Raw genomic sequence first — 12,779 nt, 5'->3', positions numbered from 1 at the left:
AACTCACTTTTTAACCTAATTGAATCATAGGATTAGAATGAAAGGGCCTATTGATGAAGGTAATACCAACCCTCCTTAGTCCTCTCATTCCACTTCACGTTACTGGGCAGTGCATAGCCGTATATAATGGCCCCCTTCCAAACACTGAATTGCGGATCCTTAACGATACTGATACTTAACTTATTAGCTAGGTCTGGAAGTCTCTCTGATACCGTTAACCTGATCTTATCCACGCTATTAACAGCCACATCCTCGAGACCAGGCGGCACAGACCAATTAAAGGCACCACCGCTAAGTATTATCGTGCTCATTATCTTATCCTGAATCTCCACAGGAACCTTCCTAATACTCGTTATCAATGCCTCAGCAATATCCATCTCGCCATAAAACACCATATCACCAACCGTGGCATCCTCAATTACGAGCCTACCCTGCTGAATATAACTCGTAAACACCTCATGCCTTGGATTGAATATAACCTCGCCAATCAGGAACCTCATCCATGCAGTATCCCTCAACTCAACCTCAACCAGCGGATTAACCCTAACCTTAACCGCAAACCTATCGGGATCCTCCCTAGCCCTCTTAATGGCATCGTCTAGATTCCTCGGCACTAGGCCAACGGCTCTCTTCACAATTTCAACCACGTAATCATCCTTAGCCAAGTCACCATAGCCCGAGTCCTTAAGGACCTCCCTAGTAACCGCATTTGCCTCCGCACCACCTCTATTAAGTGCCACGATTCCCTCCCTAATCGGCCCATAGCTAATCGGCACGAGTTGTATATTGCCATGCCCAGCCTCAATAACAGTGCAAGTCACCGCCTTTTCGGCGATTGCAACGGCAAAGGGTTGATCAATTATGGTCACCGCCTGGAGTAATTTACCGTCAAACTCCTCATCGATCTCCTTATGAACCTCAATCATCCTATCCCTCATGTAGTCAGGCGCCAATGCCGATAATGCAACGACAAGGAAGAGACCCCTAAAATCAGGTCTCTTAATAAAGTCCGGGTAGAATTGCGAGAAACCATACCTAGCAAGCTCCTTAATTATCTTCCAGGAATCCTCATCTTCTCTTCTAATAACGCCATCCTTAAGTGGATAACGCAGGTTCCTGATGGCATCCCTAATGGAGCTTAAGTACTTAGGTATGTCATCGCCAACCACGACACCCCTCTCAAGAACCTCCTTAGGCACCAGTAACTTAATGCTCTCTGGTAAATCCCTAAGGAATAACCCACGGCTTTGAATCATGTATGGCCTGTCCTTAAGAGATATTGGACCATACTTAAAATACCCAGTACCGAAGTCCTCCGCATACACGTAGTTAAGCTTATACTTACTCTCATCAATCATACCGAATCACCAGATCGCCTTTATTGCTACGAACTCATTATTAAACATTATTACGTACGTATCATCAAACGCCTTAACCCTGGGCTTTAAATAATCTCTTAATTTATCCGGCAATGAGTTAATGGATCCATTAAGGCAATTGAGCACTTGATCAAGGGCGTCCTTTAAATGCTCGCTTGTGGTCTCCACGTAATACATCGCCTGATACTTAATCCCATTATCTATGGCTATGAACTTAAGATTAAGGCTATTCAGTATGCATGATATGAATTTACGTCCCTCCCTAATAACGTCATCCTCATCCTTTACCTCGCCAACCTTACACTCCTGACAGCTCACGTAAGTTTATTAGCAATAAGGTTTATAAGGAGATTGCGCCTCTTGTGACGAGATTATAAGGTGCATAGTATTATGGAGAGTGAGTTAATCCTCGAGGTTAAGGATCTTGGAAACATTGTAGTTAGGTTGGAGCCAGCCCTATCCCCACTGACATACGCTAGGTTAGGTAAGTCATTACCAGCAAGGGCAAATGCGATAAAGTATAGCCAAGTCATACTAATACCACTAGATCTTGGCTTAGTTAGTGAGGGTAAGAGGACTGGCCTAAAGCCATATGAGGTTGGTTATTGGGTTAAAAAAAAGGAGTTTAGTAATCGCGTTGGGTAATGTTGACTTAGGTGAGCAAATTAATGTACTTGGTTACGTAATTAATGGTGCCGAGCTTCTTAGTAAATTGAATGGTGGCTACTCCATAAAGCTTTCGATTAGGTAATTAGGATTAAGCTTTTAAAGGGTTGGGGAGGTACCGAATACGGCGAAAGAGGTATGAGCACGCAGGAAACCACAATACTAGTGGGTAAAAAAACCAACCACAAGCTACGTAATAGCCACGGTAATGAGCTTCAACGCGGGAGCCAAGAAGGTAATACTAAAGGCCAGGGGCGGTGCCATCGCTAGGGCCGTCTCAACGGCAGTAATGATAAGGGATAGGTTCCTACCAAACCAGGTAAGGATAAGTGACATAAAGCTACTGACCGACAAGGTAACTGGGCAGGGAGGAAAGGAGAGGTCCGTTGCGGCAATAGAGATAGTGCTTGAGAGAGTCTAAGGAGACAAAACATCAACGAGAACTTCAAAAACTAAATAAATACAATAAATTAATTTATTATTGTTGTATTTCTTCATTGCTATACTTCGTCATTTCAACAAGATAATTCTTAATCTCTTCAAGAAGTGTCACAAGGACGAACAACGCGCTTCTCCTATTAGTGGCTATTAATGGCATTACCTTAACCTCATACGGCGCCTTTAAGATATTCTTAATAGTAAACGTATCTACTGCGGTGGGTATATCCTGCTTATTCGCGGCAATTATGTGCGGCGTTGATGGGAAGTTCTCCCTAAAGAAGTTATACATACCCAGGGCCTCCTTAACCCTCTCCTCACTCGAGCTATCAACTATGAACAAGTAACCATGCATACCCCTGGCAATTATCTTCCACATGAAACTAAACCTCTCCTGGCCGGGAATGCCGAATAAATGCACGACAAGGTCCTCCCTAACCTTCATCCTACCGTAATCAAAGGCCACAGTAGTACTTTTCTTGTTATCCATAAGTCCCTTCGTTATAGGTGCCTCGGTATCGATAGGTAATACCTCACTTAGGGTCTTTACGAATGTTGTCTTGCCGGCACCGTAGGGTCCAGCTATTACTATCTTTATAGTCTTCACTGGCATGTTATTCACCTCATATGGCGGCCTTACTCCTTATGAAGTTAATCACATCTTCAATATCCTTAGGCGTTATCTCAACATTAACAACCTCAACAATTTCTTCCTCGCTGGCGCTAAGTAACTTCCTTAATAAGCCGTATAGCTTGTCAGCGTATTTCTCAAGTATTATCCTGGTGAGACCTATTGATGCCTCAGAATTAATTATCACCATTATATACCCCACATCCTTGATACTCATTAGTTGAATAATGCCCTCAATACCCTGCATCAGTACGTAATTAATTCCTCCAATAGGTAGTGCCGACACTAGGCCCTTTAATGACGAGATAAACCTAGGCGCTGCAAGGAATGTACTACTAGCATTAATTAGCATGGTATTTGTGACGTAGGTTATTACCGTGCCATCCTTATCCATAATGTAAACAGCCCTTATTTGATCAGGACTTTCTGAAACTATCCCCTCAGCTGACAACTTAACCTCATTTATGATTCTTTGAATATCACTATCCACAATGCTTTCTATTTAATATAATTTTTAAGTCTTTCGATTCCATTCATATTGATTAAGACAATAATAATTTCAAACGTCGAAAGAGCATAGGTTATATCTAATAAGTTTTTTTAAATGCATGATGTGGGTTAATACGGATGATAACAATAAAGGGTTATGTAGTAAGTAAGACCCTGGTTACTGATCCAACCGGCAGTAAAATGATAGCAATACAAATTGTTGAGGAGAGGGAGACACCAGGTCCGGTCATTACCGGTACTGACGAGGCATCGCAAATGATGAGGGACGTGATGCCCCTCGTCCAACAGCTACTTAGATCAATGCCCATGGTTGGCCCATTAATGAGCGGTAAGGTCCCAATACCCAGACTCCTAATTTGGCTTAATGAGGACGAGGCCGAGGCACTGGGCCCCAAGCTGGATGTCGGAGATGCTGTGGAGATTAGGATAGATAATGGCAAAATGGAGTTGGTTAAAATTTAGTGTTATAACTTTACGTCAAATTCCCTACTTAAATCAAGTAAGTCCTTCAGCTTAATCCTCACGTGCTTACCGTTTGGTAACGTCCTAACGATAATAAACGGGAGTAATCCTCTACGAACCTCCTCAATAGCAATGTCGATTGGGTCATACGTACCCAACTCCTGTGGGTTAATAAGTGGTTGAGCACCCATGGCCAATTGCTTCGCCCTAGACGCCACTATCCTGGCGAGCTCATACTTAGTTATCCTCGGTGGATACGTCAACTTACCCTTAATCAAGTCATTAACAATGCCCAAAATACCGGCTAATGCATCCTCCTTAAGGATTGAATTTGAGGTTTGATTTGACGATGACATTGAAGAATACGGAAATAAATTTGTTTAAAAATCTAACTTTATGAACGCCAAATTTTTATTATTCAGACTTTGATTCACTCTCCTCGCCACTGCTTTCGGTCTTTGACTTACCAGCACCGCCGGTCTTTGTCTGGGCAGCTGCGACTATGTCATCGATCCTGAGTATCATTATTGCAGCCTCAGCGGCGCTCCTAATCACGTGGGTCTTAACCAACAGTGGGTCAACAACATTGATCTTGGTCATGTTGGCAATCTTACCACTAAGCACATCAACACCTGCATCGAATTCACCAGCATCATGTCTCCTCCTTAGCTCGGCAATAGCGTCCACCGGGTCTAAGCCAGCGGTTAGGGCTAGTATCGTCGGAATGTGTTCAAGAGCCTCCGCAAACTTAAGCACTGCTAACTGCTCCTTGCCAGGTAACTTCCTACCCCACTCCCTGAGCCTCCTTGCGATCTCCATCTCAAATGCGCCACCGCCAGGCACTATCTTAGGCTCCCTGTATAGGTCCCTAATTACATGTAGCGCGTCCTGCATTGACCTCTCAGCCTCATCAAGTATCCTATCGGCGGCGCCTCTAAGGAGTATTGTTACTGCCCTTGGGTTCGGACACTGCTCGACAAACACCATCTTCTCCTCACCAACCTTCCTCTCCTCAACAAGCCCAGCAGTACCAAGGTCCTCGGGCTTTATGTCCTTGATGCTGGTTACGATCTTGGCGCCAGTGGCCTTGGCGAGCTTCTCAATGTCGCTCCTCTTAACCCTCCTAACGGCCATAATGCCCTTCTTAGCTAGGTAGTGCTGGGCAACCTCATCAATGCCCTTCTGCGTTATAACAACGTTGGCGCCAATCTCGGCAAGCTTGTCGACGTAGGACTTCAGTATGTTGGACTCCTCCTCGAGGAACGCCTTTATCTGCTGTGGTGATGAGACTGATATCTTCGTGGTCCACTCGGGCTTCTCAATCTCAAGTGGCGCATCTAGGACAGCTATCTTGCATTAACAACCCTCTTGGGCATTCCTGGGTGTACAACCTCCTTATCAAGCACAATACCCTGGACCAGCTGCGTCTCAAAGAGTGACTGTCCCTTCTTCTTCTCGATCTTAATCCAGTCTAGGTCAAGGTTGTACTTATCACCAACCTTCTCCACGGCTATGGCGGAGGCATCGACGGCGATCTTTGCCAGGTAGTCCCTGGCCTCGGCAACAATCTTACTACTCAGTGAGTTCATTGCAACAAGTGCCAGTTGATTCTTATCCTCGGCATTTATTGGTTGGGCGATTTCATTGGCGACCTGTATTGCGTAGTCCATGGCCTTCTTATAACCATCAATAATTATTGTTGGGTGAATACCCTCATCCAATAACTCCTCAGAGAGTTCCAGTAACCTGCCAGCCAGTACTACGGCCGTCGTCGTTCCATCACCCACCTCTGCGTCCTGGGCCTTGGCAACCTCAATGAGTAACTTAGCGGCTGGGTGTTGAACCTCCATCTCCTTGAGTATTGCGGCTCCATCGCCGGTTATTGTTACGTCACCGAAGGCATCAATGAGCATCTTATCCATTCCCCTGGGCCCCAGGCTCGTTGATAGTATCTCGGCAATTACCTTGGCAGCCATTATGTTGCTCCTTCTGGCATCCGCGCCAGTTGTCCTTTGTGAACCCTCCTTAAGAACCATCACTGGTACTCCTCCCTTTTGCTGTGTACCGCTGCTCATCGGCGTCTCCGTAAAGCACTTCTATAAAAACCTTTCTCCAAAAAGGGCGAGTAAAAAATAAGTACCGCAATAGCTACAGCCAATGCAATGGGATTGGGGCATTTATTAATAATGCTTGTGGTTATGTCGTTATTTATAATACCGTGGGCGGTGGTCAGTTCGTATTCCATGGAGCCAACACTCGAGGTTGGCGATCTAGTAGTAATGGTACCACCAGGTAGATCCTGTGGTTCACTTCTGGGACATGTGGCCATTTACTACTCACCAATATACTACGACTATATAGTACATAGGGTAATAGCCATCAAGAATACCCAGGGATGCATATACACCTTTAAGGGTGATGCAAATTCACTATCTGATCCGCCAGTACCATATAATGATGTTGTTGGCGTTGTGGTCTTTGTAATACCTCAGCTAGGTTTTCTAAGCCTTTCATACAGGACCCCCACCGCCGCCTTGTATACCCTAGGGTTCATTATACTGGTTGTAATCCCAGCATACCTACTTGATAGGTAATGATATTTTATGAGGAAAAACGTATTAAGTCTCGCGACTCTGGGATTTTAATGGGAGAGGATGTTCGGGATATAACGACTAAGTTGAGTGGTCGTGAGTACATAAGGGGTAGGGATGGCAGGGTATTCGTGCTTAGGGAGTTTGAGATAACGGATCTAAATGCTGTTGTCATGATAAACAGGAGGGTGCTGCCTGAGAACTACCCAGAGTTCTTCTTCGTGGAACACTATAGAAGCTTTCCCAAGGCCTTCATAGTGGCTGAGCTTGAAGGTGATGTGGTTGGTTACATGATGAATAGGGTCGAGTTTGGTTGGAGCTACATCTGGAAGGGTAAGCCGACTAGGAAGGGTCACGTTATTTCAATTGGCGTATTACCTGAGGCGAGGAGGTTGGGCATTGCGTATAACATGATGATTAGGGGCATGAGGCTATGAAGCGCTTCTACGGCGCTGAGGAGGTTTATCTTGAGGTTAGGGTTTCAAATACGCCTGCCATTAATCTTTACAAGAAGTTGGATTATAGGGTAGTTGACTTAATAAAGGGTTATTATCATGATGGTGAAGATGCCTACATAATGGCTAGGCCGCTAAACAACTTTGAGTGATGATAAACTTTAATTACTCACCGAACTTCTCGAGCGTACCTAAGTAATTAGCTATGATGTTCATAACATCGATACCCCTAATCCTACTCCAAAAACCCTTAGCACAAGCCCTCTCACCGAATTGAGTAATGTCATCTCTCATAACGTCAGGCCCCCACGCCATGAAAGGTACTGGGTCACCCGTATGATCCTTAACCGTTATTGGCGTTGCGTGATCGCAGGTTATGAATATGTAGGTATCGCTGGACGCCTCCTCAAGGAACCTCCTAATGCCAGCGTCAACCCTCTCAATGATCATCGCCTTACCCCTGGCATCACCATCATGTGACATCGAGTCTGTGGGCTTTACATGGACGAATACGAAGTCATGGTCATTTAAGGCCCTAGCCGCTGCCTGGAATGCTGCCATGAAGTCATCATCCTTAGAGCCTATGTAGTTATTAACACTAATAGCGTCCATACCCAACGCCCTACCAATACCCCTAATTAACGCGACTCCAGCAATTATCGCTGGCTTAATCCTATACTTAGTACTCAATGGTTCAAAGTTCCTCAGGGAACCCGCACCCCTGAGGAGGACCATGTTTATTGGGCCCTTACCCTCCCTCCTCCTCCTCTCATTGAATTCTGCCTTGCTTAGCTTTTCATAAACGAGTTTTGTGAATTCATTAATGTAATTAGCCGTGGTCCTAGCATCATCATTCAAGGCCCTAGTCTCTAAAACCCTGACACCAGTGGCATGTGGGTCAGTATCGCTGACATGCGGTGATACATTACCTCTAAGGACTAGGACACCCCTATGCTCCACAGTCTGCTTATAAACAGCCTCAATACCATACTTACTCCTTAATACGGGCAATACCTCGTTATTGATTATATTCTCTATTTCCCTAACCTCGTCGGGATTTATGTACCTACCACCCTCCTATCAACGATTACTAAGTCATTGTTGACAGTGGCTACGTTCGTCCTAAAGGCAACATCTCCGGGGTTAAGCGTTAATCCCGCACCCAATGCCTCAAACGGTCCTCTGCCAGGGTAATACTTGTACGGGTCATAGCCAAAAATGGCCAGGTGAGCCGTGTCACTACCTGGCCTAATGCCTGGCGATATTACGTCCATAAGGCCACAGGAACCCTCAGCAACCAACCTATCAATTGTGGGTTTAACGGCAAATTCCAACGGAGTCTTTCCACCAAGCTCTTTAACTGGTCGGTCAGCGCAGCCGTCTAAAATAACCAGTAATGCCCTAGGCATAGGACTAAGCAGTACTAGGGCGTTAAAAGTATTTGCTTTAAGTGGGGTTAACTTCGGTTCAGCGTTTCATCAATCCACCTCAAGTACTCATCAAGACCACCAATTATTGGTAACGCAATGATCTCGGGGACCTTATATGGATGTCTCTCCCTTATTGATCTTATCAATTCATTAAGTTTATCCCTCCTTGATTTAATAATGAGTAATGCCTCATTATCCTCCTCAACCCTCCCCTCCCAATAATAAATACTTCTTAACCCATCAATAATATTCACACATGCAGCCAGTTTGTTATTAATTAACGACCTAGCTATTTCGGCACCGACATCTCTGCTAGGCACCGTAACAAGAATAATTACGTAGCTATCCTCAACCATAACTCCTCCCCATAATCTATAGGAATAATTTACTAAAGCATTATCCTCATTGTAAATTAAATCAATTTGTAATGAACATCGTAATAATGTTTAAATGCGAAATAATTAACGTCATTCTCGATGGAGTACATAAACCTTGGCAAGACTGGGTTGAGGATTTCAAGAATAGGTCTCGGTGCGTGGCAATTCGGTGGTGATGTTTGGGGTCCCTACGAATATGGGATTGCCAAGGAGGTTATCGCCAAGTCCGTTGAGCTCGGTATAAATTTCATAGACACCGCGGCCGTCTATGGGCGTGGACGTAGTGAGGAGATTGTGGGCAGGGCAATTAGGGAGTTGGGGATTAGGGATCATGTTGTTATTGCCACTAAGATACCCGGTGATTGGCATAGGTATGATGATGTCCTCAAGGCAGCGAGACGAAGTAAGGAGAGGCTTGGTGTGGATGTTATTGACCTCCTTCAACTCCATTGGCCAGCCTGTTGGCATAATGTACCAATTTGCGAGACTATGAGGGCAATGGAGAGGTTGGTTGATGATGGCGTAATTAGGTACATTGGTGTTAGCAACTACCCGCTCCAGCTCCTTGAGGCTGCTCGCTCATGCCTTAAGAAGACTGACATTGTCAGCTCCCAAAACAGGTATAATCTGATCGAGAGGGATGCGGAGAAGGAACTCCTGCCTACTTACAACGTGAGGGGATTACACTAATTGCCTGGAGTCCATTGGCGAAGGGTGCAGTCACTGGTAAGTACAGCCCGGAGAATAGGCCAGGGGTGACCTTAGGGAAAACGAGCCGGTATTCTATCCTGATAATCTTAGGGAGGTAAGTACTAAGTTAGTACCAGTGATTAGGGAATTAGCGAGTAAGTACGGCAAGACGCCGGCCCAAATAGCGCTTAATTGGCTTATAATGCATGACAATGTTGTGCCAATACCCGGGGCCAAGAACGCATCGCAAGTCATTGAGAATGCTGGTGCGGCCGGTTGGAGGTTAAGCGAGGAGGACTTTAAGAAGCTCGACGCTGCAAGTAACTCCTTAATCATAACGTATGTTACATGGTGATTAAGCCATTAAATTTATAGTTATTCATCACGTATTTCCAGTCCTAGAAAAATAACTAGGCTAACGGTTAAGATACACTGGCAATGTGTAGAAGACTGAACAAAGCAAAATAAGGGGACCGCAGGTAATAACATTGTATGAAACTTCCTAAGGGAATATATGGAATAACGGATACGAGTTACACGGTAAAGAACCACGTGGATGCAGCCAGGGCATTCCTCGAGGGTGGGGTTAGGATTGTTCAGTATAGGCGTAAGGAGGGTAGCATTAGGGTCATGCTTGAGGAGGCCAGGGCCATTAGGAGGCTTTGTAATGAGTATGGGGCCGTATTTATCGTTGACGATAGGGTTGACATAGCGATACTTAGCGATGCGGACGGGGTCCACGTGGGGCTTGACGATGCGCCCGTGGATGAAATTAAGAGAAGGTTTAGTGGCCTAGTGATTGGTGCTAGTGCCAGTACGGTCGGTGAGGCTGTACAGGGCGAGAGCTGGTGCTAACTACATAGGCGCAGGTTCGGTATTTCCAAGTCCAACTAGGCCGGATTACAGGGTTACGGGTATAGATGGGCTAAGGAGCATTGTGAGGTCCGTGAATGTGCCTGTCTATGCAATAGGCGGTATAACGCTTGAGAGTATACCAACCATTAAAGCTACTGGTGCCTGGGGTGCGGCCGTCATTTCAGGAATACTGGCGTCAAAGGACCCGGTTAAGATGGCTAGGGCATTCGTTGAGGCATGGGAAAATGCCTAGTTCTTTCTATTAGCGTAATTTTATAACTACTAGTATATAAGGATCTACGCCATATTTTACCCCGAGAAATCTTTATTAATAACTTGATATTTAGCAAATAAAACGTGGCAACTACTACACCACAAATGAATAGAAAGGAGATCGCTAGACATTATGCTAATGCCATAGTTAAGCTCGTGGTATACATAGTCGTATATGTAGTAGTCGCCGCAGTAGTTCACTGGTTGATAGTGTATTTACTGCCAACAATGTTTCACATAGATGTTAAACCATATGAGGGTTACGTAAATGTACTGCTTGCACTTGCCTTTGGCTACCTAATAGTGTCTGCCTTCGCCGACGTCATTTATTGGGCCATGAGGTTTAGGTATGACCACCCAACAGCTAGGGCCATGAGAAACGTATTCCTACTAATAGGCATTGGTGCATTAGTCGCTGGTATCGCGGGTGCAATTGGTGGAGGAGTTGCTGGTGTGGCTGTCGGTGGCTTTCTAGGTATTGTAATCGGCTTTGCTGTCCAGCAGGTCCTTGGGCAGGCAGTGGCAGGTCTATTCCTACTATTGGCTAGGCCGTTCAAGATTAATGATCACGTGAATTTGCTTGGCGAGGATGGCATTGTTAATGATGTGGCAATACTATTTACCGAGGTTATCAAGAGTGATGGTAGTAAGGTCTTGATACCGAATAATTCAATAATCGGTAATAAGATATACCTGCTGCCTAAGCAGCAGCCTCAACAGCAGCAACAACAACAGCAGAAGTGATTCGTCAACATAAATAATATTAAATTTATTAATTGGTATTGTTTTCATTTCTCGTGCCTTTACAGAGCCATGTTCAGATTGGCATCGTCGGCAAGCCTAACGTTGGTAAGTCCACATTCTTCGCCGCGGCAACTATGATCGACGTTAAGATCGCACCCTACCCATTCACCACGATAGAGCCTAATGTGGGTATTGGCTACGTTAGGATACCCTGCGTGTGTAGGGACCTGGGCGTTAAGGATAATCCCAGGAACTCCATATGCATTGAGGGTAATAGGTTCATACCAGTGGAGTTAATCGATGTTGCTGGCTTAGTCCCTGGGGCTTGGCAGGGTAGGGGCTTGGGTAATCAATTCCTTGATCACCTTAGGAGGGCTCCTGTGCTTATTCACGTGGTCGATATGGCCGGTGCGACCGATGAGGAGGGTAGGCTTGTTAAGCCTGGCGCTCATGATCCATTGACTGATATTGAGTTCCTTAGTAATGAGGTTACCATGTGGATGGTTCAGATGCTCAGTAAGGATTGGGATAAGCTTGTTAGGCTCGTGGATTACGCGAAGAAGCCTCTGCTCGATGTATTATACGATAGGTTCAGTGGGCTTGGCATAACCCAGGCGCAGATAAGTGATGCCTTAACTAAGCTGGGTCTCGATAAGAAGCCACTTAGTAAGTGGGGTGATGATGATATTAGGGGTTTCGTTTCCATGCTTAGGGAGTTAAGTAAGCCCATGGTCATCGCGGCAAATAAGATGGATATTCCTGAGGCTGAGGATAATTATAAGAGGGTTGTTAAGGAGGTTGGTAGTAAGTACAGGGTTATTCCCGTAAGTGCTGATTACGAACTTGCACTGAGAAGGGCTGCTAAGGCAAATTTGATTAAGTACATACCTGGTGATGACGACTTTGAGATCATATCAAGTAGTTTAACGAATGCCCAGAGGGATGCCCTGGAGAGGATCAGGGACTTCATGCATAAGTGGGGTGGCACTGGCGTTATTAAGGCGTTGAATACTGCCGTGTTCGATGTACTCGGCATGATTGCGGTCTACCCAGTGGCTGATGAGAAAAAGTTCACAGATACCGAAGGCAATGTGTTACCCGACGTATTATTATTACCCAGAGGTGCCACGGTTCTAGATCTGGCCAGGGAAGTTCATAGCGAGATTGCTGAGAAGGCTGTTACGGGTGTTGATGCTATTACCGGTAAGAGGCTTGGTGTTAACTCGAAGCTTTGGCATAGGGCAGTCGTGAGGATCTACATAACGAAGTAACTCGACA

General features: G+C 45.3%; 13 protein-coding genes and 5 pseudogenes. 10 read left to right on the top strand and 8 right to left on the bottom strand.

The annotated features are described in order from the left end of the window. Positions 1-47: 47 nt before the first annotated feature. Together JCM16159_RS00935 and JCM16159_RS00930 are read right to left on the bottom strand one after the other, a co-directional pair. Positions 48-1,358 carry a heat-shock protein Hsp70 gene (locus tag JCM16159_RS00935; RefSeq protein ID WP_054856634.1) on the bottom strand — a complete coding sequence of 437 codons (1,311 nt, stop codon included), beginning with the start codon at positions 1,356-1,358 and terminating at the stop codon, positions 48-50. 6 nt (positions 1,359-1,364) lie between these two features. Continuing rightward, positions 1,365-1,697, bottom strand: a complete 333-nt coding sequence (locus JCM16159_RS00930) for a hypothetical protein (protein ID WP_054856633.1) — start codon at positions 1,695-1,697, stop codon at positions 1,365-1,367. 72 nt (positions 1,698-1,769) lie between these two features. Here JCM16159_RS00930 and JCM16159_RS00925 point away from each other — a divergent pair, with 72 nt between their 5' ends. After that, positions 1,770-2,024: a hypothetical protein gene (locus JCM16159_RS00925; protein WP_243665466.1), complete on the top strand. Its 255-nt coding sequence runs from the start codon at positions 1,770-1,772 to the stop codon at positions 2,022-2,024. A 159-nt stretch (positions 2,025-2,183) separates the two neighbouring features. Then, positions 2,184-2,466, top strand: a pseudogene (gene albA, locus JCM16159_RS00920) (DNA-binding protein Alba). Positions 2,467-2,523: 57 nt separating this feature from the next. Here albA and JCM16159_RS00915 read toward each other — a convergent pair. Beyond that, entirely contained in the window at positions 2,524-3,096 is a 573-nt protein-coding gene (locus JCM16159_RS00915) for an ATP/GTP-binding protein (RefSeq protein WP_054854390.1), read from the bottom strand. A gap of 10 nt (positions 3,097-3,106) precedes the next feature. Then, positions 3,107-3,604, bottom strand: a complete 498-nt coding sequence (locus tag JCM16159_RS00910; protein WP_054856632.1) for a hypothetical protein — start codon at positions 3,602-3,604, stop codon at positions 3,107-3,109. 137 nt (positions 3,605-3,741) lie between these two features. Here JCM16159_RS00910 and JCM16159_RS00905 point away from each other — a divergent pair, with 137 nt between their 5' ends. Continuing rightward, positions 3,742-4,086, top strand: a complete 345-nt coding sequence (locus JCM16159_RS00905) for an arcadin 1 (RefSeq protein WP_054856631.1) — start codon at positions 3,742-3,744, stop codon at positions 4,084-4,086. Positions 4,087-4,088: 2 nt separating this feature from the next. Here the strand turns inward: JCM16159_RS00905 and JCM16159_RS00900 are convergent, their stop codons facing one another. Both JCM16159_RS00900 and thsA read right to left on the bottom strand, forming a co-directional pair. Next, on the bottom strand, positions 4,089-4,442 hold the full coding sequence (locus tag JCM16159_RS00900; protein ID WP_054854385.1) for a DNA-directed RNA polymerase subunit K: 354 nt from the start codon (positions 4,440-4,442) through the stop codon (positions 4,089-4,091). Positions 4,443-4,500: 58 nt separating this feature from the next. Then, positions 4,501-6,161 (bottom strand): annotated as a pseudogene (gene thsA / locus JCM16159_RS00895) (thermosome subunit alpha). An 87-nt stretch (positions 6,162-6,248) separates the two neighbouring features. On the opposite strand from thsA, the gene JCM16159_RS00890 reads away from it, so the two are divergent. Further along, a complete protein-coding gene (locus JCM16159_RS00890) occupies positions 6,249-6,680 on the top strand; it encodes a signal peptidase I (RefSeq protein ID WP_054856630.1) in 432 nt (143 codons plus the stop codon). A gap of 50 nt (positions 6,681-6,730) precedes the next feature. Continuing rightward, positions 6,731-7,284 (top strand): annotated as a pseudogene (locus JCM16159_RS00885) (GNAT family N-acetyltransferase). Positions 7,285-7,297: 13 nt separating this feature from the next. Here the strand turns inward: JCM16159_RS00885 and JCM16159_RS00880 are convergent. Together JCM16159_RS00880 and cutA are read right to left on the bottom strand one after the other, a co-directional pair. Beyond that, positions 7,298-8,541, bottom strand: a pseudogene (locus JCM16159_RS00880) (2,3-bisphosphoglycerate-independent phosphoglycerate mutase). Between the two features lie 47 nt (positions 8,542-8,588). Beyond that, entirely contained in the window at positions 8,589-8,918 is a 330-nt protein-coding gene (gene cutA / locus JCM16159_RS00875) for a divalent-cation tolerance protein CutA (RefSeq protein ID WP_054856629.1), read from the bottom strand. 120 nt (positions 8,919-9,038) lie between these two features. Here cutA and JCM16159_RS00870 point away from each other — a divergent pair. From JCM16159_RS00870 to JCM16159_RS00855, 5 genes and pseudogenes are all read left to right on the top strand, one after another. Beyond that, positions 9,039-9,984: pseudogene (locus JCM16159_RS00870) on the top strand (aldo/keto reductase). A gap of 137 nt (positions 9,985-10,121) precedes the next feature. Then, positions 10,122-10,484, top strand: a complete 363-nt coding sequence (locus tag JCM16159_RS18160) for a thiamine phosphate synthase (protein ID WP_367834188.1) — start codon at positions 10,122-10,124, stop codon at positions 10,482-10,484. Next, positions 10,453-10,737 carry a thiamine phosphate synthase gene (locus JCM16159_RS18155; protein ID WP_367834187.1) on the top strand — a complete coding sequence of 95 codons (285 nt, stop codon included), beginning with the start codon at positions 10,453-10,455 and terminating at the stop codon, positions 10,735-10,737. Before JCM16159_RS18160 ends, JCM16159_RS18155 begins: the two co-directional genes overlap by 32 nt. A gap of 125 nt (positions 10,738-10,862) precedes the next feature. After that, positions 10,863-11,501 (top strand): mechanosensitive ion channel domain-containing protein, encoded by a 639-nt coding sequence (locus JCM16159_RS00860; protein ID WP_054856715.1) that lies wholly within the window; start codon positions 10,863-10,865, stop codon positions 11,499-11,501. Positions 11,502-11,554: 53 nt separating this feature from the next. Continuing rightward, a complete protein-coding gene (locus tag JCM16159_RS00855; RefSeq protein ID WP_243665464.1) occupies positions 11,555-12,772 on the top strand; it encodes a redox-regulated ATPase YchF in 1,218 nt (405 codons plus the stop codon). The last annotated feature ends 7 nt before the right edge of the window (positions 12,773-12,779 follow it).

This window comes from Vulcanisaeta sp. JCM 16159, assembly GCF_001316265.1.
GTDB lineage: Archaea > Thermoproteota > Thermoprotei > Thermoproteales > Thermocladiaceae > Vulcanisaeta.
The sequence above is the reverse complement of the archived record's forward strand: the minus strand, read 5'-3'. Positions and strand labels throughout refer to the sequence as shown.